Origin of the sequence: Chitinophaga agrisoli (assembly GCF_008386695.1) — a bacterium.
GTDB lineage: Bacteria > Bacteroidota > Bacteroidia > Chitinophagales > Chitinophagaceae > Chitinophaga > Chitinophaga agrisoli.
This window is the reverse complement of record NZ_VUOC01000001.1, coordinates 633828-659033: the sequence shown is the minus strand read 5'-3', so window position 1 is coordinate 659033 and position 25206 is coordinate 633828. Positions and strand designations below refer to the sequence as shown.

At 51.6% G+C, this 25206-nt stretch carries 19 protein-coding genes and 1 riboswitch; of the genes, 4 read left to right on the top strand and 15 right to left on the bottom strand.

Going from position 1 to position 25206, the window contains the following annotated elements; all coding sequences use genetic code 11:
- Nucleotides 1-82: 82 nt before the first annotated feature.
- The 5 genes from F0L74_RS02675 to thiS all read right to left on the bottom strand — a co-directional run bounded on the left by F0L74_RS02675 (nt 83) and on the right by thiS (nt 4526).
- Nucleotides 83-709, bottom strand: coding sequence for a thiamine phosphate synthase (locus F0L74_RS02675; RefSeq protein WP_149836282.1), 627 nt, complete (start codon nt 707-709; stop codon nt 83-85).
- On the bottom strand, nt 706-1461 hold the full coding sequence (locus F0L74_RS02670) for a hydroxymethylpyrimidine/phosphomethylpyrimidine kinase (protein WP_149836281.1): 756 nt from the start codon (nt 1459-1461) through the stop codon (nt 706-708). The genes F0L74_RS02675 and F0L74_RS02670 overlap by 4 nt, the downstream gene beginning before the upstream one ends.
- Nucleotides 1437-2048 carry a thiamine phosphate synthase gene (locus F0L74_RS02665; protein WP_149836280.1) on the bottom strand — a complete coding sequence of 204 codons (612 nt, stop codon included), beginning with the start codon at nt 2046-2048 and terminating at the stop codon, nt 1437-1439. The genes F0L74_RS02670 and F0L74_RS02665 overlap by 25 nt, the downstream gene beginning before the upstream one ends.
- On the bottom strand, nt 2048-3916 hold the full coding sequence (gene thiC, locus F0L74_RS02660) for a phosphomethylpyrimidine synthase ThiC (RefSeq protein ID WP_149836279.1): 1869 nt from the start codon (nt 3914-3916) through the stop codon (nt 2048-2050). Before thiC ends, F0L74_RS02665 begins: the two co-directional genes overlap by 1 nt.
- 406 nt (nt 3917-4322) lie before the next feature.
- On the bottom strand, nt 4323-4526 hold the full coding sequence (gene thiS / locus F0L74_RS02655) for a sulfur carrier protein ThiS (protein ID WP_149836278.1): 204 nt from the start codon (nt 4524-4526) through the stop codon (nt 4323-4325).
- A gap of 51 nt (nt 4527-4577) precedes the next feature.
- Nucleotides 4578-4687, bottom strand: a riboswitch (TPP riboswitch).
- A 67-nt stretch (nt 4688-4754) separates the two neighbouring features.
- Between thiS and F0L74_RS02650 the strand changes: the two genes are divergently transcribed.
- Complete coding sequence (locus F0L74_RS02650; RefSeq protein ID WP_149836277.1) at nt 4755-5255, top strand: lipocalin-like domain-containing protein; 501 nt, start codon at nt 4755-4757, stop codon at nt 5253-5255.
- Between the two features lie 60 nt (nt 5256-5315).
- Here the strand turns inward: F0L74_RS02650 and F0L74_RS02645 are convergent, their stop codons facing one another.
- The 3 genes from F0L74_RS02645 to dnaN all read right to left on the bottom strand — a co-directional run bounded on the left by F0L74_RS02645 (nt 5316) and on the right by dnaN (nt 8188).
- Complete coding sequence (locus F0L74_RS02645; RefSeq protein WP_149836276.1) at nt 5316-5573, bottom strand: hypothetical protein; 258 nt, start codon at nt 5571-5573, stop codon at nt 5316-5318.
- Nucleotides 5574-5625: 52 nt separating this feature from the next.
- A complete protein-coding gene (locus tag F0L74_RS02640; RefSeq protein ID WP_149836275.1) occupies nt 5626-6447 on the bottom strand; it encodes a sterol desaturase family protein in 822 nt (273 codons plus the stop codon).
- Nucleotides 6448-7069: 622 nt separating this feature from the next.
- Complete coding sequence (gene dnaN, locus F0L74_RS02635) at nt 7070-8188, bottom strand: DNA polymerase III subunit beta (protein ID WP_149836274.1); 1119 nt, start codon at nt 8186-8188, stop codon at nt 7070-7072.
- 381 nt (nt 8189-8569) lie between these two features.
- On the opposite strand from dnaN, the gene F0L74_RS02630 reads away from it, so the two are divergent.
- From F0L74_RS02630 to F0L74_RS02620, 3 genes are all read left to right on the top strand, one after another.
- Nucleotides 8570-9829 carry a pyridoxal phosphate-dependent aminotransferase gene (locus tag F0L74_RS02630; protein WP_149836273.1) on the top strand — a complete coding sequence of 420 codons (1260 nt, stop codon included), beginning with the start codon at nt 8570-8572 and terminating at the stop codon, nt 9827-9829.
- Nucleotides 9830-10707: 878 nt separating this feature from the next.
- Nucleotides 10708-11322, top strand: a complete 615-nt coding sequence (locus F0L74_RS02625; protein ID WP_149836272.1) for a TetR/AcrR family transcriptional regulator — start codon at nt 10708-10710, stop codon at nt 11320-11322.
- Between the two features lie 10 nt (nt 11323-11332).
- A complete protein-coding gene (locus F0L74_RS02620) occupies nt 11333-11956 on the top strand; it encodes a TetR/AcrR family transcriptional regulator (RefSeq protein WP_149836271.1) in 624 nt (207 codons plus the stop codon).
- Between the two features lie 87 nt (nt 11957-12043).
- Here the strand turns inward: F0L74_RS02620 and F0L74_RS02615 are convergent, their stop codons facing one another.
- The 7 genes from F0L74_RS02615 to F0L74_RS02585 all read right to left on the bottom strand — a co-directional run bounded on the left by F0L74_RS02615 (nt 12044) and on the right by F0L74_RS02585 (nt 24978).
- Nucleotides 12044-14293 carry an alpha-amylase family protein gene (locus F0L74_RS02615; protein WP_149836270.1) on the bottom strand — a complete coding sequence of 750 codons (2250 nt, stop codon included), beginning with the start codon at nt 14291-14293 and terminating at the stop codon, nt 12044-12046.
- 172 nt (nt 14294-14465) lie between these two features.
- Nucleotides 14466-16676: a beta-N-acetylhexosaminidase family protein gene (locus F0L74_RS02610; RefSeq protein ID WP_149836269.1), complete on the bottom strand. Its 2211-nt coding sequence runs from the start codon at nt 16674-16676 to the stop codon at nt 14466-14468.
- Between the two features lie 17 nt (nt 16677-16693).
- On the bottom strand, nt 16694-17818 hold the full coding sequence (locus F0L74_RS02605; RefSeq protein ID WP_149836268.1) for an alpha-L-fucosidase: 1125 nt from the start codon (nt 17816-17818) through the stop codon (nt 16694-16696).
- A 21-nt stretch (nt 17819-17839) separates the two neighbouring features.
- Nucleotides 17840-19351 carry a RagB/SusD family nutrient uptake outer membrane protein gene (locus F0L74_RS02600; RefSeq protein ID WP_149836267.1) on the bottom strand — a complete coding sequence of 504 codons (1512 nt, stop codon included), beginning with the start codon at nt 19349-19351 and terminating at the stop codon, nt 17840-17842.
- 53 nt (nt 19352-19404) lie between these two features.
- Entirely contained in the window at nt 19405-22752 is a 3348-nt protein-coding gene (locus F0L74_RS02595; RefSeq protein WP_213086870.1) for a SusC/RagA family TonB-linked outer membrane protein, read from the bottom strand.
- Between the two features lie 350 nt (nt 22753-23102).
- Nucleotides 23103-24302: a FecR family protein gene (locus F0L74_RS02590; RefSeq protein WP_149836265.1), complete on the bottom strand. Its 1200-nt coding sequence runs from the start codon at nt 24300-24302 to the stop codon at nt 23103-23105.
- 82 nt (nt 24303-24384) lie between these two features.
- A complete protein-coding gene (locus tag F0L74_RS02585; protein ID WP_188315827.1) occupies nt 24385-24978 on the bottom strand; it encodes an RNA polymerase sigma factor in 594 nt (197 codons plus the stop codon).
- Nucleotides 24979-25206 lie beyond the last annotated feature (228 nt).

The following is a 25206-nucleotide window of genomic DNA, read 5'->3' as shown; positions in this document are numbered from 1 at the left end:
CTGATCCAGGGTTCATTGCATTCCGTTATGCCCCTATTGCAGCACCCGCTGCAAATGATTCGCTACCTTGGTATCCTTTCTGCTACTGCACGTGCTGCAGATTACCCGCTGCAAAGATCTCCCGCACAACCGCTTGTCTGTTATCCGCATGGGTGATCAATCCGCTGACCGCTACGCCATGCACACCCGCCGCCAGCAGCGCCGGTATATCTTCCAGCAGTATGCCGCCAATGGCAATGACCGGCATTTGTATCCCCTGCGAGGCCAGCTGATGTACGATGCCGCTAATACCTTCCAGTCCCAGTATGGGGCTTAGTTTCTGCTTGGTAGTGGTAAAACGGTAAGGCCCCAGCCCTACGTAATCCGCGCCGTCTTTAGCGTGCTGTAAGATATCTTCGAAGCTATTGGAGGTACCGCCTACAATAAAGCCGGGGCCCAGTATTTCGCGGGCGGCTGCTACGGTCATATCCTGTTTGCCAACATGTACGCCATGGGCGCCCACCTCTTTGGCCACCTGAGGATAATCATTAATGATAAGGGTAGCGTTATAGGCCTCGCAGATCTTCCTGGCGGCCAGCGCAACGGGTAGCACGGCTTCCGGCGTGCTGTCCTTCATGCGTAATTGTATCCAGTTACACCCTGCATCGCAGGCGGCCTGGATATTGGCAATATGGTCTGCTTGTGATATGTAATGTAAGATGCTGATCATACTTGATGGTATCCTATTAATGATGAATGACTGGATAAAAATTGTTCTGTATACGCCTTACCGTTAGTACAGGCCAATGGTAAGGCATGACCCAGCGCCAGCTGGGCAGTGATAGCGGCAGAGAGCACGCAGCCCGATCCATGTTTGGGATACACCTTGTGCTGCCCGGGCGGCAGATCGCAGGCCGTTTCCGATACATACAGGGTATCCCAGCCTTTACGGTCCGGGCGGTGCCCGCCCTTCAGCAGTATAGCGCAGTGCCGGCTTAATTGCAGTGCGGCAGATTGTCCATCGGGTGCGGCTCCGCCCAGTACCAGCACTTCGTCGTAATTAGGCGTGAGCAGGTACAGATAGGGCAGTACTTCCTGCCAGGCGGCTGCCTGCGATGCGCTGTGGAAATCATAGCCGGCAGAAGCCTTCAGCACCGGGTCCAGGATAATACGGATACCGGGCCGCAGCATATGCAGCCTGCGCACTATTTCCAGCAGGGTAGGCACATCGGCCACGATGCCTATTTTGCAATAGGCCGGCGCAAATTGTTCCAGTAGTGGCCGTGCCTGCGCCATAATACGGTCAGCAGAAAGCCAGTCCACGGAAAGAAATTGCCGGTCCGTTTGCACAGTCAGCGCCGTACAAACCCCCAGCCCATAGATCTTATGGGCCTCAAAGGTCTTGATGTCTGCCAGCAGCCCGGCGCCCCCGCTGGGATCCAGGCCGGCCAGGCTCATTACATATGGGCGTTCGCGTTCCATTGTTGACTAATTGCATGAAATTGTTCCACTGCCTGGGCCGGCTGTTGCCAGATGGCCCCCAATAGGGCTATACCGTCAAATCCCATTTGCCGCGCCTGTGCGGCATTGGTGGCGTTTACCCCGCCTAATGCCAGCAGTTTTGGCCCGCCCCCATCACGCACCAGCCGGAAGCCACTGTTAAACTGCCCTTTATATCCCGGCTTAGATATGCTGTCAAACACAGGGCTTAACAACACCAGATCCCAGGGATCGCCTGCACCCGGCAATGCAACCGTACTATGTATCCCGGTGCTTAAACAGCAACGCTGGTGGCGCAATGCTTCCAGCAGCGCGCGTGGAGTACTGTTCCGCAGGTTTTCGCTCAGGTGTACGCCCATCAGGCCAAAGCGCTGATACAGCTGCCAATGCCCCGCAATAAGTATGCGGTCATAACAGGCCGGATCGGTTTGCGTTAACACCTGTCCGTATTCATCCGGGCCCCAATGCGGCCTGCGTAGCAGCAGAGCGTCAGCGCCGGCAGCGAGCAGCTCCTGCCAAAGAATGGTCTCATTGGGCAGCGGTTCCGGGTGGGTGATGATGAGTATCATTACAGGTAGATCTCCCCACCCTGCAGTTTAAACGCCTCCGCCTGCGCGCTCATCCCTGCTTCCAGCGCCTCCTGCTCTGCTACGCCCTGGGTAGCGGCAAAATCCCGTACCTCCTGCGTGATCTTCATAGAGCAGAAATGCGGCCCGCACATAGAACAGAAATGCGCGATCTTGGCGCCTTCTGCTGGTAGTGTTTCATCATGATAGGATTTAGCCGTTTCCGGATCCAGGGACAGGTTGAACTGATCTTCCCAACGGAATTCAAAACGTGCTTTGCTCAGGGCATTGTCCCGGTGTTGTGCGCCGGGATGGCCTTTGGCCAGGTCTGCGGCGTGGGCGGCTATTTTATAGGCAATTACACCCTGCCGCACATCCTCTTTATTGGGCAGGCCCAAATGTTCTTTAGGCGTTACATAACACAGCATGGCGGTGCCAAACCAACCGATCATCGCAGCCCCAATGGCAGACGTGATATGGTCATAACCGGGCGCAATATCCGTAGTCAGAGGGCCCAGGGTGTAGAAAGGCGCTTCATGGCAATGCTGCAGCTGTTTTTCCATATTTACCTTAATGAGGTGCATGGGCACGTGGCCGGGGCCTTCTATCATCACCTGTACATCATGCTGCCAGGCCTGGGTAGTGAGTTCGCCCAGGGTTTCCAGCTCGCCAAACTGCGCGGCGTCATTGGCGTCTGCAATGCTGCCGGGGCGCAGGCCATCCCCCAGGGAAAAGGCTACGTCATAGGCTTTCATGATCTCGCAGATCTCCTCAAAATGACTGTACAGGAAATTCTCTTTATGATGGGCCAGGCACCATTTGGCCATAATGGAGCCACCGCGGGATACGATACCCGTAGTGCGTTTGGCCGTAAGCGGTACATACCGCAGCAGTACGCCGGCATGGATGGTAAAATAATCCACCCCTTGTTCTGCCTGTTCTATTAAGGTATCGCGGAAGATCTCCCAGTTCAGCTCTTCTGCTTTGCCATTTACTTTTTCCAGCGCCTGGTAAATAGGCACCGTGCCAATGGGCACAGGCGAGTTACGGATGATCCATTCCCGCGTTTCATGGATATGTTTGCCGGTGCTCAGGTCCATGATGGTGTCTGCGCCCCATCGGCAGGCCCATACGGCCTTTTCTACTTCTTCCTCTATGCTGGAGCTAACGGCGGAGTTACCGATATTGGCGTTGATCTTAACCAGGAAATTACGGCCAATGATCATTGGCTCGCTTTCCGGGTGGTTAATGTTGGATGGGATGATGGCCCGGCCGGCGGCTATCTCTTGCCTTACAAACTCGGGCGTAATGAACTGCACCGGGGTATTGGCGCCAAAGGAATGGCCTTTATGCTGTTGCCATAATTCATTGTTTTCGCGGAATAATCGCTCTGCGGACTGGTTCTCACGGATGGCAATGTATTCCATCTCCGGGGTGATGATACCCTTGCGGGCATAATGCATCTGCGACACGTTATGACCCGGCTTGGCCTTCAGCGGTGTTTGCAGATGGGAAAAACGTAAGGCGTCCAGTTTGGTATCTGCCAGGCGCTCCCGTCCGTAAGCGGAGCTAAGACCGGTCAGCGGCGCGGTGTCGTTACGGCCTTCTATCCAGGGCTGGCGCAAACGGGGCAGGCCCTGGCGCACATCAATGGCCACAGCAGGGTCTGTGTAAGGGCCGCTGGTATCATATACCACTACGGGCGCATTAGGCTCACTCTGCCCGTGTTGCTTGCCGTTTAAACGGGTGGGCGTTAAGGAGATTTCACGCATGGCTACCTTAATATCGTGCAGCTGCCCGGGAATATAGATCTTTTCGGAGGCAGGAAATGGCGCACGGCTGATAGTATGCTCAGTAGGCTGTTGAGACATAACGAAAATGTTTTTTAGAGAATTACCAATGAATAAGATGCATGTAACAGGTTGCCGGAGAGAAGGCATAATGAACGGAGCCGTTAATTACAACAGTGTGGGTAAGGGTCCTTGTGGATGTATTGCGATGATCCGGTAACATCAGCAGCGGTCTGTAACAATTACTATCCTTAACTGACCAGCAACCGTCACTGTGATCAGGAAGAATTGCTACCGCCTTAAGTTATAGCCAATCACTATCCACCATAAAGTGGCCAGCTATCTGCTGACTGTATTGCATAATAAGTAACAACCATTACGCGCAAACAGCCTCCTGACCGTCCGGATCATACACAAGGATAACCACCTGCAATGGCGCTCATGAACCGCCATTGGGTATGTTGTAAACAACGATCCGTGGTGATAGCTATCCCCCCTGTGTAGCGCGGATGATCATGACTTTGTCCGCTGCCTGCAGCAATTGCTGTTCCCAGTTGCTTTTGGGAATAACCTCGTTGTTAATGGCAATGGCAATGCCTTTGGCAGATGGTAAAGCGATAAACTGTAAGAGCGCAGCCACTGTGGTTTCTGGCTGCACCGCATAAAGTTTATTGTTCACAAGTACTTCCATGTGACAGGAATTTTAAGATGAAACAATAAACTTTAAGGATGTGATGTAAGAGAGAGTTCAGTAACTTTTCCCTCCGGCAGTATGAGCTGCGTCAGGTACTGAGGGTATCATCTCAGCTTCCCGGTAATGTTGGTCACCAGGAAACACCCCTAAAGTGAGCCGTAAAGGTAACGGATAATTTATAATTGTCAATTACGAATTATTAATTGTAATTATCTTTGGAAACATATGATCAAGCATCCACTGTTTTTACTGACATGCTGTATAGTGTTTGCTGCCTGCCGGCAGCGCGCTAAGACCGATACGCCCGCCGGGGACGAGGATAGCAGCCTGATGGCAGTAACAGACAGCAGCAGGATTGCGCCCGGGCCCGATACCAGTTTTATACAGCCGGATACGGTGAGTTACCGCCCGGAACAGCTGCTGGGTAAATGGCTGCAGCCGGTACCCGGACTGGATAAGGAAAAACAGGGCTTTGACCTCCGCAAGGACAGCGTGGCCCGGTCCATTAATATGTATACGCTGGTATATGAAAAATGGGCGCTGGTAAAGGATACCCTTTTATTATGGAACCATACGGAAGGCGTGCATGATAAAGACTCCGCCGCCACTATCGATACCACCATCATCAAAACCCTCACAGACTCTACACTGGTATTATTCCCCGTTAAAGCAGCAGAAGGTTACCTGGAGCAATACGAAAAGGACATAAAAAAACGCAAAAAGTAAGCCTCACACCAGTACATAGTATGCTTTACTTTTTGCGTTGCCAATAGGTTAATGGCCTGCTCAGCTATATATCATCCACAGCCCTATCACTAGCGATACCACTGCCATAAACAGGCCGGCGGTTGCCAGTTGCATATCGTCAATGTTCTTGCGGGACATCCATAAACAAACAATGCCTATGCCGGCGGCGATGGCGCCGAGTATAACGGATGTATTAGGGCTTTTGGTGATAAACGAAATAAGCGCGGCTATAACGCCTGCACCCAGGCCTATGAAACCTGCTATTTTCGTAGTTGCAACATGATGTTCGTGTGCCATACGTGTTTTACATTAATTAGATTATAGGAATATTGAAATCTTTCCACCAGGATTAAATGGGCTTTTTCACTAAAACATCAGTCTTCTCCCAGGGAACCTTCAGCAGCGGCCCAATGTCATGGTAACGGGTATCCTGGTATTCATCCAGTCCGTAGCGGAGCTTTGTGGTGTCCGGTACCATTACATACGTGCCGCAGATGCGGTCCCATATTGAAAAAATGTTGGCGTAGTTGGAATCCGTTTCCGGCTGATACCGGCTATGGTGCACCTTGTGCATGTCCGGTGATACGATCACCCAGCTCAACGCCTGGTCTATCGCTGGTGGCAGCTTTATATTGGCGTGATTGAACTGCGACATCAGCGCTGAGATCGTCTGGTAAAGCATCACCATCCAGATAGGAATGCCCATCGTAACAATGGCCACTACCAGCGCCATTACCCGGAACACGCTTTCCACCGGATGATGCCGCAAGGCAGTAGTAACGTCTATATTGGTATCAATATGATGGATCTTATGGAAATGCCACATCCAGGCAACTTTGTGCTGTACCAGGTGAATAAGGTAGGCGCCTATAAAATCCAGCATCATCAAAGCCACCAGGGTATGCAGCCAAACCGGCACGCCGGTCCAGTATAACAGGCCAAAACGCTGTTGCCCGGTCCATTGTGCGGCTTTTACCACTATAAAAGCAAATGCGAGGTTGATGAGCGCAGTAGTAACAGTAAAGAAGAGATTGGTGCTGGCATGTTTATAACGGTTGTACCTGAAGTAGAAACGGGGTATAAATCCTTCTGCGATCCAAAGGAGTAATAACCCGCCAACAAGGAAGGCGGTCCGGTAATAAGGTGGAATATGTGCAAAAAATGCTTCCATATGTTGTAGTGTTCGTAACCCGCGGGATACAGTAACGTGTATTGGGAATACAGTAGTGCATTGCTAAATGCAGTTACGTGTATCTTTAAACCCGGTACTGGTATTGTTACAAACAGCTTTGTACATCATTAAATACCGTTCTCAGTATCATCAATACAGCTTTGTGCATCATTAAATACCGTTCTCAGTATCATCAGTACAGCTTTGTGCATCATTAAATACCCTTTTCAGTATCATTACGCACACCTATCTGCATCTTTAAATACGGCTACCAGTATGATCAAATACAACTACGTGTATCAAATACAGCTACCTGTATCGCGGAATAAAACAAGTAATGTGTATCGCGGAAATTTTAACAAATCAGGGCCAATTGTATGCGCGAAGTCTCGTAATGGTACACCCCATGCCTGTCCTGCATAGGTGCATTACGCTAATGTAGTTACTGTCCTGTCCGTACTTTTTCCACTATAAATTACGAATTTTCGGGGAAATTATTTCGCCTGGAACCCAATACCAGCAAAGAAAAAAGCAACCTCTTTGGAAGAGATTGCTTTATGTATGGAAGAAATTAGCTATTACTTTTAGCAGTTAGCTTTTATTGCTGACTACGCTCAAATGATCAGTTATTTAACATTAACGGCATTACCAGCATTAGCAGATCCTCATTATCTGCTTTCTCAGAAGGGCGAAGGATACCCGCTTTTGTGGGGGTTGACAGCTCAATGCTGATCTCGTCGCCCTCTGCCGCATTCAGCATTTCAATAAGGAACTTGGCGTTAAAAGCGATCTGCATATCATCGCCAGTGTACTGGCAGCTCATACGCTCATTACCTTCAAAAGAGAAGTCCACATCCTGGGCGGAGAGCTGCAGCTCGCTACCGGTAATGTTCAGCGCTACCTGGTTAGTGCTCTTGTTGGCAAATACGCTTACGCGTTTCAGCGCGTTCTGGAAATCTGATTTTGCCACGGTCAGGCGGTAAGGGTTGTCCTTGGGGATCACTACCTTATAGTCCGGGAAACGGGCGTCTATCAGGCGGCAGATCATTTGGGAACCGGCATGTGATACAAAGAAGTGGTTCTGGCTGTAAGCGATCTTCACTTCGGTATCATTATCGGGGAGGGCAGACTTCAGCAGGTTCAGCGGCTTTTTGGGCACGATGAAAGTATCTGTCTGCGGACAGGCTGCGTCTGTTCTTACATATTTCACCAGGCGGTGCGCGTCTGTAGCTACAAACGTGAGGCTCTGGTTGGTCAGCTCAAAGTAAACGCCGGTCATCGCAGGGCGAAGATCATCGTTACTTACGGCAAACAGTGTTTTATTGATAGCCGTTACCAGGGCAGATGAAACCAGGGTAAAGGAAGTTGTATCATCAGCAGCGGGCTCCTTGGGGAAGTTCTCCGGGTTCTCGCCCATTACCTTGTACTTACCATTGTCAGAAGTGATCTCTACCGCGTAGGAGTTCATATCCACATGGAAGGTCAGCGGCTGGTCCGGCAGGTTCTTCAGGGAGTCCATCAATATTTTGGCCGGTATACAGATGCGGCCCGTTTCTTTGGCTTCCACCTCCAGCTTTACTTTCATCACCGTTTCAAGATCGGTAGCTACTACCGTTAGTTCGTTCTTATCAATCAGAAAAAGGAAATCTTCCAGTATAGGCAACACCGTATTGGAGTTAATTACCCCGCTGATCTGTTGTAATTGCTTTAACAAAGTGGAGGAAGAAACGATAAATTTCATCTGTTATTAATATTTATTTCGTAGTTACTTATTCTTTGATGTTTGTTCGGGTTATCATGCCCCGGATGCACGCGATAGATTGCTTTGCTAAAAAACACGACCTCCGCAATGCAAAGTTGCGGGACGAACAAAGATAGAAAGTTTTGCCATTCCCCCTAATTTAGCGCTTTATTCTTTTTAGAAGTAAGGTTTCAAACATTAGGCCTAAACGTAATGTTAGTGAAGAAACGAGTATTTTAGCCGTTCCATTAAATAATATTTTGTTAATCATACCTTTTATTAAATATTGTGAAAAGAATATTATAATTCTTTCAAATTATATACAGATCGGTTACCTTTGGCGCGCTAAAAAAAATCATTCACTATAAAAACCGGGATTTTATGAAACTGTCTCATTTAGCCGAAACATTGATTGGGTCTGAAATTATTAAGCTGGCCGGTGAGATAAAGGAAAAGATCGCTAAGGGCGAAAAGATCTACAACTTTACCATTGGCGACTTTGATCCCAAGGTTTTTCCTATTCCTGTAGAGTTTGAGCAGGAGATCATCAACGCTTACAAAGAGCATTATACCAACTATCCCCCTGCGGATGGTATTGCGGAACTGCGTAAAGCCGTTGGCGATTTCATTAGCGAGCGCGAAGGATTGAGCTATGATCCCAATAAGGAGATCGTGATCTCCTGCGGCGGCCGTCCTATTATCTATGCTACTTACCGTACTATCGTAGACCGTGGCGAAAAGATCATTTACGCTACCCCTTCCTGGAACAACAACCACTACACGCATTTCCTGGAAGCTGAGCACGTGGTACTGGAAACCTCCGCAGAGAACAACTTCATGCCCACCGCGGCAGAGCTGAAGCCCCTGCTGAAAGGCGCTACCCTGCTGGCCCTCTGCTCCCCGCAGAACCCTACCGGCACCGCCTTTGGCAAACAGCAGCTGGAAGAGATCTGCGACCTCGTAATCGCTGAGAACAAAAGCCGTGGCGCCGATGAGAAGCCCCTGTATATCATGTATGACCAGATGTACTGGGTGCTCACCTTTGGCCAAACGGAACATTATAACCCGGTATCCCTCCGTCCGGAACTGAAAGAGTACACCATTTTCATTGACGGTATGAGTAAGGCCTTTGCCGCCACTGGCGTAAGGGTGGGTTGGGCTTTAGGCCCCGCGCACGTAATTGGCAAGATGAAAGCCATCCTCTCCCATGTAGGCGCCTGGAGCCCGATGGCAGAGCAGAAGGCCGCTGCCCGTTACATACCGCAGAAAGCAGCCGTAGACAAATACCTGCAGCACTTTAAATCAGAGATCGAAGAGCGCCTGCAGAAGATCTACCAGGGCTTTGCCGCGCTTAAACAAGCTGGTCATGCAGTAGATTGTATCGCCCCGCAGGCTGCTATCTACCTCACCATCCGCCTGGACCTGAAAGGCAAGAAAACTGCCGCCGGTACCGTACTGGCAGATCAGGCCGCGGTTACTTCCTACATCCTGGACGAGGCTAAACTGGCCGTAGTGCCTTTCTACGCCTTTGGTTCCTCTAAAGACTCCTCTTGGTACCGCCTGAGCGTAGGCACCTGCATAAAGGAAGAGATCCCCGCCATGCTGGAAAAGCTGAAAGCAGCGCTGGAGCAACTGCAGTAGTCATTTACTTTATTCGTTATACATTATTCGTTATACAAAGGTGGCCGGCATATACCGGCCACTTTTTTTATTGGTAGGATGTAGCAGTCTCTTGATCAGCATGGCCTTTTCTACCAGCGTGTAAACCGGTCAGACCCAACGCCAGTGCGGAACGGCTTAGTGCTAAGCTCCATATAAGCAATTGGACCAGACTTGTGTTTGTTGTATGGCTCAATCATGCCCAATTGCAGTACCACACTACGTTACAAGTAGGATAAAGCATAGATAAAGCATCCATGAAGCATCCATGAAGCATCCATAAAGCATAGATAAGGCATTCCTTATAGGATATGCTTTATCTATGCTTTGTATATCCTTCAACTATACGTTAACCTTCAGAAACGCTGGGTTATCATCCATAGCGCGCTATTGCATCGCAACTGCATAGAAAGGTTACTGCAACTGCATGTAAACGTTACTCCCTACCACGAAATGCCCCCTGCTGCCTTACGTGCATACTGCGTTGCCGGCAGGTTCCCTGGCGTGCCTTGGCTGGCGCGGCTCCTACAGCCAACCTGCAAAACAGCCACCCGCGGCAGGCGCAGCACGCTGGGGAACGCTGCCGGCATAGCCCCTTGTCGCCCTCGTCACCCCTTATCCGCGTTTCCCCAAGTGCGCTACCTCCCCCAGGCGCCAATGCCATTCCGCCGCCATACTCACCACCAGCGCATCTCCGGCTTACTGCCCCTCACCCCGCGCTGTTCTCCACCCCCTCCATCCTCCCAAAAACATGTTGCAACACCCTTTGTCACCGTAACGTAAATAAGTCAACCTTGATTACCAACTAATCAAAAATTGTCTACTTTTAGACCAGGAAACCGAAAAAGTCAAAAAGTAAAATGCTGGCGGAGACGAAAGACGAAATGAGGGAAAAGATCCTGGATGTGGCGCTTAAACGCTTTACCCATTACGGATCGGCAAAGACCACCATGAACGATATAGCGGACGACCTGCGTTGCTCAAAAGCCTCCCTCTACTACTACTATCCTGATAAAAAAGGACTGCACAAGGCAGTACTCGAAAAGATCGCCGGCCAGTTTATGGCCGCCATCGAAGCAGAAGTAGAAAAGATGGAATCTGCGGAACAGTGCCTCTCCAGCATCAACGAGATACGTATCACTTACCTGCAGCGCTTTAGCCGCCTGGAGCTGTTTAAAATGCTCAACGAGGCCCATCACCGCAACGGCGGCATGACGGAGATGGTTAGACGCGTAAGGAATAAGGATAACGAGGTGCTGGCAAGGGTGATCCGTACGGGCATCAGCTCTGGTGAGCTGAAACCCACGGACCCGGAGAAAATGGCCATCCTGTACAACCAGGCTACCATGGGATTACGGTTCACTGTACCGGACCGCTCCCCGGATTACGATACCCTGGATCCGGAAGAGCTGGAAGGCATCGCCCAGCAGCAGCAATTACTAACAGATATATTCATTAAAGCATTGAAGCAATAAAAGAGGAGTCATGACGGGGCAGGAAAGGATTTTGGAAACGGCATTACGGTTATTCAGGACTTACGGGATCAAAAGCGTAACAATGTTTGACATTGCCCGGGAATGCGGGATTTCCAAGAAAACAGTGTATGAGCATTTTGCAGATAAGGAAGCATTGATAAAAGAAGGCGTAAACGCCCTGCTGAATGGCCTGCAGCAACAGTTGGAACAGTGCCGCGACGGCGAACCGAACGCCATAGCGGAAATGATACAGACCACCCACCAGATGGAAGTATTGGCCCGCACCATGAACCCGCTCATGATGCACGAGGTAAAGAAATATCACCCGGAAGTGAGCCAGGCGGTGGAAGATTTTAAACGTGAACGGGTATTCAAGGGCATCCGTGGCAACCTGGAAAGAGGCGTAAAGGAAGGCTTATATCAGCCTAACCTGAAGATGGATATCCTGGCGCGCCTGCGGCAGCTGCAGCTGGAATCCGCTTTTGATCCGGAGCAATACCCGGCCGCCCAGTTTGATCTGCATGAAGTAATGCAGCAGGTAACGGCCAACTATATCCTGGGTATTGCCACCGCAACCGGCCGGGAAGTAATGGAGCGGGAACTGGTAAAAGACAAAGAAATGATCACCCCATAAAGACATTAAGGATAGTTACTAACAGTGTAACAGTTGTAGGTTTAGGTAAATGGCCGGAGTACTCATATTCCGGCTTTTTTAATTCCCCTAAGCCAGGTCCAACGCTACAATTTCATGGTCCGTTATCTGCGGTACCGTTATATGGAGTCTCCCATTTTTAATTTCATAAGATGGCCGTTGTCCGCTCATTAACAAGTGTACCCCGGTGATCTTTGCGCCGGCCGGCAACTGCAGGCTGCATTGCGCGGTTACAGGTATCAGCTCCCGGAAAGGGCCCCGCATCATCATAGGGTTGGTGAGGTTGACCAGGTGCAGGGTCATAGAGTGGGCCTGCCGCCAGATGGTAGCGTCAAATACGCCGCCGCCGCTGATCTCCAATAGCGGTTCCTCATTCAGTGCCCAGGTGATGATATTGCCCAGCAGCTTACCATGGTCCGGGGTAAGCAGTTTCCAGAAAGAACGCTCTATATCCCAGGGAATGTAGGCGATACGGCTGTTGCCCATTTCGCGGAGATAGAGTTCCCGTGTATCGGTGTCCGGTATCCGGGAGTATACATCTTCCATGGGCAGATCCGGGTAGGAGGGCACCAGCGTAACGGGGCTGGGAAAGCTGCCGTTGGGTTTTACTTTTACCCGGTAATAGCCGTTTATAATACGGTAGGCGTCTTCCAGGCCTGCCAGCACGGGATGGAATTTACCGGTGGCGGCATCGTTCCGGAGGCGGAGGTAGCTGTTTTTCATAGGCCCTTCTACCCCGTTATCGTAGGATACGCCTAAGAGATCGCTGAGGCCAAAGTCTGGCCGCTCTTTGTTCTGCTCATCATAACGGGAGGTTTCAAACGTAGCTACCAGGCTGCCGCCACGGGCTACAAATTGCCGCAGCTGATCGCACTGCTTATCAGAAAGGGAGGCTACGTTGGAGAGGATCAGCAGTTTAAAAGGCCGCAGGTGCTCCTCATCCAGCAGACCGGCATTTACAGACTCAAAAGGGATATGCCGCTCTACCAGGGCGTGATACATACCCAGCGCATGATCATTGCTATCCTGCTGCCAGGGTTTGGCGGAGCTGCCGGAAAAATGGGCTTCATTGGTGAGCAGGCCTACCCGGGCTACGGGCGCGGTGTTCCGCAGGTAACGCTCGTTACGGTAGTAGCGCTGGTACATGCCTTCCAGGGTAGTCATCCAGCGTTTATCTTTTACCGTAGCGCCAAACTTTACAAAACAGGGACGCATGCCATTGGCTACGCCGTCTGCCGCCCAGATCCTGATCTCTGCATCGGATTGTACGGAGTCCATCCAACGGTTAGGACCACTGGCGGCAATGCTGAAGATGTTCATGAGGGGTTTCATGCCCATGGAGGCGCGTAGTTCTTTGGCGCCTTTGCCATTGGCCCAGGGGGGCACCGCGCCATTACGGAACTGGGTGTCTGAGAAGATCACATCACTCTGCTGCCCTATCACCAGCTTGTCCGGGAAACCATTGGGAATAAAACGGGCGGAGGGTTTTATACGGCGTATCTCCTTATCCCATAACAGCCATAGTTCCCGCAGGCGGGCGGTGCTCCATTTGCGGTACTGTATGTATATGGGATCCAGGCGGGTGCTTTCATCAAAGAGTTTGTTGGAACGGGGCAGCTCCATGCCGGAGAAGACTTTGAAATTGGCGGTGCAATGCTCGCAATAACAGATGCCGGTATAGGCCCAGGGGCCGCTCCAGCGGTTAGAGAAGATGCCGTCTGGTTGATAGCGTTCCATGATCTCCCGGTGCACCTGGGTCATGAATTCAAAGTTATAAGGACCCAGGCAGCAGGTTACCCAGAGCTCCGGGTTGGCCCAGTGCCGTTGTTTCTGTCCATCTGGTTTTACGGCTATCCAGTCCGGGTGGGCATCCAGGACTTCCTGGCGGGCGGCATGTGGGTCTGTACGCACAATCACGGACATACCCTGTTTACGGGCGCCCTTCATCATATCTCCCAGGGGATCTGTATTACCCAGCCACTCGCTGCGATGATGCAGGGGTACATCTGTAGGGTAAAAGGCAGTCACGCCGCCGGCGCTTAATAGCACGCCGTCTACATGCAGGCGTTTAAAATAATCCAGCCAAAAGGCCGGATCATAATTTGCCGGGTCGTTCTCCACAAATGCCAGCTGTGCCCAGCGCATGGCGCGGTCAAAAGGGTTGTCTTCCGTTGGTAACGGATCCCCTATGACAGCATCGCTAAATGGGTTTGCCTGTGCGGGTAATATGCTAGCCATAGCGGTTTGCCCCGCTACAGGGCCTAACAGATAAGCGCCACCCACTATTGCGCCGGATCTTACAAAATGCCTTCTATCCATAAACGGTGTTGACTGAAACTATTATAGCAAGCCATAGATGGTGTATGCCGGCAAGCCATAACGATACATTGACTGATAGTAATTTGGCCAGTCTTTCCTTCGCTTCTCCTTCGGTTTAGGTTCGCCTAAGGTTCGCTTAAGGTATATATTGGCTATGTTGGTTAATATAGTATCATTTTTTTCGAGCCGGCCCATCTCCTTTTGCCAGTTCAAGATCCCTTTGCACCTGCGGCAGGAACTTACTCCAGGAAAAACGTTTGGCATCCTTAAACGCATTCCCGCCAAAAGCCTCATCATCCACATAAGCTACCTCGCGGTAATGGCTGCTGGTAATACGGGATACCTGTTGCCAGTCCGTGAGGCATTTGCCCAATAAGCGAATGGCCTGCTGTTGTTGCGCCATATCATGCCCCTGCCGGTAAATGGCCAGCGCTACGCCGGCCCTTAATTTATTGGCAAAATAGCTGCTCAGGTAAGCCCAGGTGGCCAGATCATCCAGTTCGCATTGTAAGGGAGCGGCAGCGCTTTTCCGGAATTGCTGTACTGTTTGCAGGATCAGGCGGCTGTCTGCCTCCAGCGAGTCTGCCAGCATGAGCGGGCTGATTTTGCCGGTGGGAACGGTTTGCCCGCCTTTTATGAAATCACGTATAGAGATCCAGGAAGGCTCCAGCGTGGGATGATCAATCAGTTCATCTATCGAGATAAAGGAAGAAACATCATCATAATAACCGCCGTTAGCGCCAAAAGGAGCCAGGAAACCCTCTGAGTACAGGGTATAATCCCAGGTGGCGGCAAAAAAGCCAGCCAGCCGTATAGGCATATTGGAGGCTGCGGTATAAGCTTTAAAAAGAGGGCCGCCCGTGTGAGGGCCAAACCGGTGCTCAAAAGCCGTTTCAAAAACGGCATCCGGGGTGGCTGGTTCATACAGTAAACGGCCCCAGAGGAGATAGAACAGCCATTGTTTTTCGAATGCGTAATCCCAGTTGCGGTGCGGGCCCGGTAAATGGGAATAATCTTTTGCGGGGATATAACCTTCGGAGCCTACAAAGTATCCGTTCATGTAAGGATGGGTGTTCTGGGCAATATGGCGGCGTATATAATCCGCCTGGCCCCAGCGCAGGATGAAAAAGTCTTCGTTACGTACCATCCATTGCACGCGGTAATTATCCGGTAAAGGGTTCCAGTATCTATCATCTACTTTGCCGGACTGGGAGTCATGGGTTAAGGTGAGCACCGGAGAGGAATAGGCATGTGACATATTGAACTTGATCTCTACCAGTGTGGTGTCCGGCAGGGCGGCGTTGTCAATCACCCTGCGCATTTCTGCCGGATCGGCAGAGAGTACGGACCGGTGCAATAACTGCACCGGGCGGTTTGCCGCCCTGATACCGGCTACCACGGTTTCTTCTATCCAGTCTTCCCGGTCTTTCGGCGTCATCATGGGCAGGCCGTCCCTGGATTGGTTAAAATTGCTCATCCAGTCGGCCAGCGTAATGCCAATGCCTGCCAGGTCCGGGTATTCATTAATGACCTGTGTTACTACTTCTTTTGTGTATTGTTTAACAATGGCGGAGGTGTCGTTCCGTTCCCTTACGTGATGATAGCGCGCAAACTCCGGTGATACGGCAATATTCCAGTTCACGATAAAAGGGGCAATACCGCGCTCCCTGGCCATGCGGAACAGCGTGGTCCAGAAATGCTGCCATTGCGCCATTTCCTGCGGGCTGTAGTTGTTGGCCTCCGGAAAATGCGTGGGTTTTACCATGTAGGAAAAGGGATGCACGTTCCAGAGCGTAAGCATGTTATACCGGTTCTCCGCCATCTGGTCCAGGAAGCGGCGCCAGAATGTAAGATCACGGCATACGGCTACATGCTGTTCCTGGGCCTCTCCCGGCCGGTAGGGCGACCAGGGCAGGTCGAACTTAATGGCCCGTACCGTGAGGTGCGGCGTGTGTGTCTGCGGCTGAATACTGTTTAATGTTTTGCCCATCCCCAGTTGCTCCGCTACTTCCAGTGCGCCATACATAGCGCCGGCAGCATCCGGAGCGGTAACGGCCAGCGTACCGCCCTCCCGGGCGATGCGGAAACCTTCTTTCTGCAGGCCGGTATTGGCCGCTATGGACACTGCCACATCCGCGCCGGTTTTATCCGGCGTGAGGGTGGCCGTTTGCCCGGCGGCCTTTAAGGCGCCAGTAATATGCGCCACGCCAAAGGCAACGGGCTGGTTACTGGTATCGCAGGCAATTTTGACGCCGGCGTGTGTACCGGTGGATGCTGATTTAACGCGAACCTGGGCGGGTACAGCCAGTGGCAGGCATAAAACCAGTAACAAGGCGGGCATACCAGGGCGCACAGGACGGCGGGTTCTTTTGAGGACGGGCATACGTATTGAAAAGTCGTTTAATGATTTGCGTTCGCTAATAGTTTTTCCCAGCCCTGTTCCCGGATGCGGCGGCCTACTTCTTTCAGCGCTTTCACATCATCCGGGTGTATCTCACCGGAAGGCAGGGGGCCGGTATTCAGCAGCAGGTTAGCCGGGTAAGTGGCGGCGGTCTTCAGCATCTGCACTACCTGGTCTGCTGTTTTATGTTTGTTATCGTCGCTTTTGGTATAACCCCAGCCATCCGGCTGCATGGTATCGCAGAGCTCCAGCGGCTTTTGCATGCCACCTTTCCAGTTACGTTCCGGCGCCATAAAATCCTCTGTGCCCAGCAGGCCGTTTTTGTAGGATACCAGTACCTGCGGCTGCATGGAGTGGATCATGTCGTACAACTGCTGTACATGAAAAGGCGTTTTATCGTTCGAGAGCAGTACGGTGCGGCCATCCAGCCAGATACCGGCTACCGGGCCGTAGTTGGTAAGCAGTTCCTTTATCTGGTTATCCATGAACTCCACGTATTGCTCCAGGTGATGCTCTTTGCCGTATTTATAGGCGGTTTCCGGTGGATCATAATCCGGGCGGGCAGAGTTCTTCCACTCATCGTTATTGGGCGCATGCGGGTGTTTCCAATCCCTGCCATGGGAATAATACAGGAAAAAGCCCAGGCCTTTCTTTTGGCACTGCTCCGCCATTTCGCGCACCAGGTCGCGTTTGGCGGGCGAGTTGGTGCTTTTGAAATCGCTGTACTGGGTATCCCATAAACAGAAGCTATCGTGGTGGCGGGTAGTTAAGTTAATATACTTCATGCCGGCATCCAATACCATATCGGTGATCATGTCGGCGTCGAACTTATTTGCGGTGAACTGGTCCTTTAGTTTGGCGTAGTCCGCTACGCGGATCTTTTCGCGCAGCTGTACCCATTCGCCACGGCCCAGCAGGGAGTACAGGCCATAATGGATGAACAGGCCGTACCTGGCATCGCGGAACCATTGCAGGGCAGCGCCCCGCGGGTCTTTGTTATACAGGGCGGCATAGTTTTTCAGGTAGGGCGGTATGGAGGGAGGCGCCGCCTGCATAAAAGCAGGCAGCACCGCGCTTCCACAGCCGGCCAGGAGAGTGAGCTTAATAAAGTCTTTCCTGTGCATGGGTCTTAGTTCTTAGTTGTGTTAATAGCCAGGGTTCTGGTCAATGTTACTGTTGTTGTTAATTTCTACGGTCGGGATGGGGAAGAGCAATTCCCGTTTAGACAATACCGGACCGTATGTAAATTTATGTCCCTCGAAAGCGTCAAATGTGCCGTTGGTAATATTTAATACTTTCCTCAAACGCACCATATCAAACCATACCTTGTTCTCATAGCATAGTTCGTGGTAGCGCTCCCGCCATACCGCTTCGCGGAAAGCCCCCTGGGTAAGCCCGGAGAGCTCTGTCAGCTCTGCCCTTCTGCGGATCTTATTCACCGCTTCGTAAGCAGCGGCGGTAGGCCCGCCTGCTTCGTTGGCGGCTTCTGCATAGATCAGCAACACCTCTGCATACCGGATCAGCGGAAAGTTAAGGCCGCTGGTGCCGGTGACGGTATTGGCCTGTACGTCAAAGAACTTGTACAGGTAGTTGCCGCCCAGGGCAATAGTGGTATTGCGGTCTGTAGTCAGTGTATACGTGTTGTAAAAGAACTGCCTGTCCTTTGCCCGTTTGTCGCCGGTTTCAAAAGAGGCCACAAACTCATCGGACGCATAGATAGCGCCGGTGCGGTTGTTGAGCAGGGAAATGTTCTTGGTATACGGCAGTATAAATTTCTGGAAGTCCATAGAGGTCGTCCAGTTAGAGGCGGCAAACTGCACCATGAAAATATGTTCGCCCGTGTTCTCCTTGTCCAGGCTATGCAGGTCATCATAGGAGGTGAACAGGTCAAACTTGCCGGAAGTGATCACCTCATTGGCCTTTGCAGCGGCCAGCTGAAAGTACTCGCTGCCCTTTTGCAGGGGATAACCGGCCATGGTCAGGTATACGCTGGCCAGCAGTGATTTTACCGCGCCCATGGTAGCCCGGCCGCCGGCATCCGTCCAGGGAAGGCCGGATTGCTCTGCCGCGGTCAGATCGGCTACGATCTGTTTGTATACGTCTTCTTCTGCTGCTGCGGGGGAATAGATCTCCGGCGAGGTAGAGGTCACCGTGCCGGTGATCAGCGGTATTTTTCCAAAGATCCTTACCAGGTCAAAATAGAAGTAAGCGCGCAGGAAATGCGCTTCGCCCAGCAGTTTGTTCTTGGTGGCTTCGTCCATATTGATGCCCGGTATCTTTTCAATAGCCAGGTTGGCATTGCCTATGCCGCGGTAGCTGCTGGTCCATTTCTGGATGCCGTGGTTATTCTCTGCGGTATTGACCAGGTTACGGATGTTGAGGTTATCTACAGACTGGCCATATTCTGTGTTGGCCAGACCTGTGGGAAATTCCAGCATCATCCAGGGCGCTCCGCCGTAGTCCCCCGTGGGGATGGATATGAGGCTCTGATAGATGGCATTCACCGCGCTCTGTGCCTGGGCCGGTTTGGTGAAGTAATTGTCCATCGTAAAGTTGGACGGGTCTGTTTCATCCAGGAACTTGGAACAACCGCTTCCGGCTGCTACTACCATAGCGCCCAGCAGTAATTCCCGTACCGTTTTTATTATATGCTGCATAGTGATGAAGTAATAAGTAAAAGATCAAAAAAATGACTGTGCTATGTTGTAGATCAAAGCCCTATATCCAAACCGATCCGGAAGGTGCGGGCTTTGGGATAGTCGTTGTTTACAATACCCTGTGCAAAGGATTGGCCGCTGGTAGATACTTCCGGATCATAACCCTTGTATTGGGTGATGAGGAAGAAGTTCTCCACGCCGCCATAGATCCTTAAACGGCTAATGTGCAAACGGTCCAGCGTTTCCTTGGGGAAACGGTAAGCCAGCAACAGGTTACGGCCACGGATAAAGGAACCGTCCTTTACTTTCCAGGAATCCAGTTTGGTATCGTAACCGGCGGTTACGGGCCTCCACTGGGCAATATGCGTATTCTGGTGGTCGGGCGTCCAGGCGTCCAGTACGGTAGCGTAGCTGTTGGCGATACCCTGGCGGTCTTCGCCGGTGAGGGCGGTCACATTCAGCACATCATTGCCGTACATATACTGGAGGTCCAGGGTAAGGTCAAAGTTCCTGTAGCTGAAGGTGTTGAGGAAGGTGCCAAAACCGTCCGGGATACCCTTGCCAATGATCACCTGGTCGTTGGTATTGATCACGCCATCGTTATTCACATCCTGGTATTTGATATCGCCGGGTTTCTTGAGGTATTTGGCGGCTTCCGCTTCTTCTTTGGTGCCCCAGGTGCCCAGGTTCACATAACCGTAAAAAGAGCCTACGGGATAGCCTACCCGCACTACCTGTCCGGAACCGGGGAAGATATCGCTGCCGCCAGCCAGGGCCAGCACTTTGTTCTTGTTAATGGCTATATTGAAGGTGGTGCTCCAGGTAAAGTTCTTAGCGCTTACATTGATGGTATTGATGGCAAATTCCAGACCCTGGTTACGCATGCTGCCCACATTCTTGAAGATGGTGGAAAACGCGCTGCTGGGCGGCAGGGGCGCGCTTAACAGCATGTTATTGGTAAGCTTGCGGTATACATCCAGTTCCAGGTTCACCCGGTCTTTAAACAGTCCCAGTTCGATACCTGCATCCAGCTGAGAGGTCTTCTCCCAGCGCAGGGCAGGGTTGGCCAGTACACCCAGCCCAACACCCGTAGCCCTTACGCCGTTGAAGATATAGGAATAGTTACCCAGCCCTGCCAGCGCCTGGTAGGCGGTCAGTTCTGAGTTACCCGTAACGCCATAGCTGGCGCGTACTTTCAGGTTGGAGATAGTGGGAATATCCTTGATGAATTCTTCTTCAGATGCTTTCCAGGCCACTGCCGCGGAAGGGAACACCGCATAGCGGTTGGCCTCGCCAAATTTGGAGGAGCCATCTATACGGCCGGTAAAAGTGAACAGGTATTTGTTCATAAAACCGTAGTTCACGCGGGCAAAATAAGAGTTCAGGCCATAAGCGCTGGCGCCGGAAGAAGGCGCTATCAGCGTAGCCCCTGCGCCCAGGTTATTGTATTGGTAGTAATCGTCAGAAAAGTTCTGCGCATTGGCGGTTACGTTAAAGCTGTTGATGTGCTGCCAGGCCACGCCTAATAAACCGGTGAGGGAGTGTACCTCGTTAAACTTCCGGTTATAGGTAAGGTAGTTCTCAAACTGCCAGGAGTTATCGCGGCGGTTGGTAACGGTAGCAATACCGCTCTGGTTAAGCGATACGCGGTACAGGTCACGGCTACTGTACAGGTCCGTTTCCTGGTTGATCGTGTTCACGCCTACCGTGGTACGCAGTTCCAGCCCTTTGGCCAGGGTGATGTTGGTATATACGTTACCCAGTATATTCTGTGTTTTTACATAAAAAGTACGGTTGGTGATGATGTTCACCGGGCTGGGACCGCCTTCCATGCCGGGGTAGTCTACGTTGCCGCCCCAGCCGCCATCAGGATAATGTACGGGGATGATGGGCAGCTCTTCTACCAGCTGACGCATGGAGTGGATATTACCCGCGCCCTGTACATCTACCTGGTTCTCTTTCTGATCGTTGTAGCTAAGACTGCCGCCATATTTGAGCCAGTCCTTAAAATGGCCGTCAAACACAAAGCGGGCGGAGTAGCGTTTCAGGAAAGATTCCATCACGATACCGTTTTCATTGCGGTAGCCCAGGAATACGCCATAGTTATCCTTGCCATTGCCGCCGGTAAAGGCCAGCTGGTGGTTCTGGGAAACGGCGTTACGGGTGGTCTCATCCTGCCAGTCTGTATCATACAGCGGGTTGCCGTTCTCGTCAAACAGGCGGGGATCCGTGCGTTTGGTCTTAGGATCCACATACTTGCCGGCAGCCCAGCCGGTGGGATCAAATTTCTGCGCATTCTGGTAGGCCACATCCTCTACGTGCAGGAACTCTTTGGAGTTCAGCAGGCGTTGTTTGCGGGCCAGCTGTCCCAGGCTGAAGTCCGTGCTGTAGGATACGTTGCCGCCGTTCTTATTACCCCGTTTGGTGGTAACCAGGATCACGCCGTTAGCGCCGCGGGCGCCATAGATAGCGGTGGCGGAGGCGTCTTTCAGCACCTCTACGGAGGCAATATCATTTGGATTGATGAAATCAATAGGATTGGAGCCGTTCGCCAGGTTGGACACATTCAGGATAATACCATCTATTACATACAACGGGTTGTTGGTGATGCTGATGGAGGTATTACCGCGTATGCGGATGGAGGTTTCGCCACCGGGGCGGCCGGTATTGGAGGTCACGTTTACGCCGGGTATACGCCCGCCCAGTACCTGGTTTACGGTAGATGCGGGGCGCTCGTGCAGCGTTTCACCACTTACGGAGCTAACCGCGCCGGTGAGGTCTGATTTGCGCTGTACGCCATAACCTATCACCACTGTTTCATTAAGGGCATTCAGGCCGGGCATCAGCTGCACATTCAGGGTGTTTTTGCCTTTTACCGGCAGTTCCTGCGAGGTGTAGCCGATGTAGGAGAACAGCAGCGTAGCGCCCTCGTCTACATTGGCCAGGGTATAAGATCCGTCCGCATTGGTAACGGTACCCTTGCTGGTGCCTTTTACCTGTACGGATACGCCCGGGATGGGATTACCCTTATCATCCGTTACATGCCCGGATATGCTGATAGCAGGTGGTGGCGGAGGAGAGACATTATCAGCCGCTTTGGCGGCTTCTTTTTCCTTTACGGCAATGATCTTATTATCAAAGAACTTGTACGTAAGGGAAAGATCTTTCAAATAGTGCTCCAGCATATCCGGGAGGGGCGCGCTGGCCAGGTCTATGTTAATAGGTTTGCTGTCCTTGGCAATGCTTTTTTCATAGAGGAAGGAATAGCCGGTCTGTCTTTCGATCTGCCGGAAAAGCTCTTGCAGGCTAAGCTGTTTACCGGTGAGCTTCACCTGCTGGGCGTACCCGCTGGCGCTTACCTGTAAAAAACCTGCTAAAAGTAAAACCGTCGTTAATTTCATAACCATCCATATTTTGCGTCGTCTGAAATGTATCAGACGCGGTGCTGTAGTGTGATCCGGAGCGGATTTGGTTGACAGCAATACGGCGCCATGCTTGTTTTGGCGCCAAGCGATAAAATTCATAGTTTTGGATTGTGGGTGATTAATTACGTTGTTCCATAACAATTGTTCAAATTGCCCTGTAACCGGGGGCGGAGCGAACGCTTCCGGTTTTTTTTACGGGCATCATAATCGTGGTTGTTTCTTTACTCTATAGCCGACTGTTTTTGATGTGAAACAATACTATACTGTACTTGCTCTTGTGTTAAGCCTGTTCCTTTCTTTTGGTTGATCTGTGTACGTGTTATCCTTTAGTTGATCACCGTGATCCTATTCCCCTCCACTTTAAATTGTAAGCCCGTATACTGTAACATATTCAGTAATTGTGATAATGGCACGGTGCGTGGTACTTTGCCGGCAAATTCCTTTTGCGGGATGGTATTGGCATAACTTACCTCTACATCGTACCAGCGGGATACCTGGCGCATAATGGCCGGCAGGGTGGCGTCGCTGAACTGGATATAGCCGTTCTTCCAGGCTATGTCTTCCTCCACGTCCACTGTCCTCGTAATAAAACGCGCGCCTTCCGGGCCAATACTGGCCTGCTGGCCTGGCGTAAGCAGCGCGGAAGCGCCGCCTTTGGTCACTTTCACCGCACCTTCGAGCAGGGTGGTTTTAACGGCGCTTTCGTCCGGGTAAGCCATAATGTTAAAATGCGTGCCCAATACTTCCACATTTACCCCCTGGACCTGTACCAGGAAGGGCTGCTGCTCGTTTCTGGCGACTTCAAAATAGCCTTCCCCCGTAAGTACCACTATCCGCTGGTTTCCGGTAAAGGCAGTAGGATACTTTAGTGAGCTGGAAGCATTGAGCCACGCTTTAGTGCCATCCGGTAAAACCACCTGGTATTGTCCCCCTCGTGGTGTAGCGATGGTGTTGTATTGTAATGAATTGTTCTGGTTGCCGTTGATGGGGCGGTAGGCCAGCTGTCCGCTGTCCTGTTTTATGACCTGCACATTACCCTGTTGGGCCAGTGCGCCGTTATGGGCATCATCCAGGGTAATGGTGGAGCCGTCTGCCAGGGTGAGGATGGCCTTATTGGTGCCCGGGGCCACATCCTTTTTTGCCATGGGCGCCGTTATTACCTGTGGCGTTACCCGTACCGGCTGTTGCAGCCAGCGGTAAATGCCGCCTATGCCCAGTAGCAGTATAGCTGCCGCCGCGGCGTAGTACCAATTCTTACTACGCCTGGCTGGCGGCGCTACGTTGATCATATTGTACTCCCCAATATCAGATCCGGTGTGCAGGATGGAAGACAGGATAGCGTCTGCCTTATCGTCTTCCAGCTCAAAGGCCGGTTCCCGGCGGCGCAGGGCCTCATCCACCAGGCGGGTAAGCTCCGCCGCGTGTGCTTCGTCCTGTATCATGGACAGCAGCTCCTCCTTCTCCTGGGGAGTGGCCGTTTTTTCGTAGTGACGCATGAACAGGTATTCCAGCCGGGTATTTGCCATTATGAGCAAAGGGGGTTTATGGGCCCTTTATAGTATTGAGTGCGGAAAAATGCGGTTGGGGGAATGCGGGGGAAAATATTTTTTAAAAAAGGCGGGTAATCACCATCCATAACAGCTGCAGGCCAATATGGGCCAGGCAGAAGGCGCGTATCTTTTTAATGGCCAACTCCATATGGGTCTTAACAGTTTCCGGGGATACCTGCAGTTGCTGGGCGGCCTGGAAGCGGGAAAGGCCTTCTATTTTTATCATGCGGTATACTTCCGCCTGCCGGGGTGGCAGCATGGCTACGGCCTGTTGCAGCAATTTATCATATTCCTGCTCCTGCAGGCGCTGGTCCGGGTCTGTAGTATTAAGGGCGGGCATACCGGAAAGGGCCAGTACGGCATCCTGCTGACGGCAGGCCTTTTTAAAGGAGTTGATGATCTGGTTACGGGCAATGGTAAGCAGGTAGGCGGGAAAGTTCCCGATCTCCGGCAGGGCGGCGCGGTTCATCCAGATGGCCAGGAATACCTCCTGCAGCACATCTTCTGCGGTGGTGGCGGAATCTGTAAGGCGGTAGGCGGTGCGGTAAATGTTATTACGGTAATGATGGAAAACAGCGGCAAAAGCCTGCTCATCTCCGCCGGCTATCAGCAGAAGTAACTCCCTTTCATTATAATTCACATTGGTTTGCATCCTCGCGCCTGTGCCCCTCTTTATTACAGGTATATTTAACGGTTGACAACCTTCAATTTCATAGCAGTATTGGTGATAGCAGCTGGCAAAGCCAGCGATCATAACCGTGAATTTATTGCAGTATTATTAACAAAGATTGAGCCTTACCATTTTAAAAGTAGTAAAAAAATTGGTAAGCAAGGGGATTGGCAGATCGTGGGAGCAGGAATAAGGTATTGGGTGGGTGGC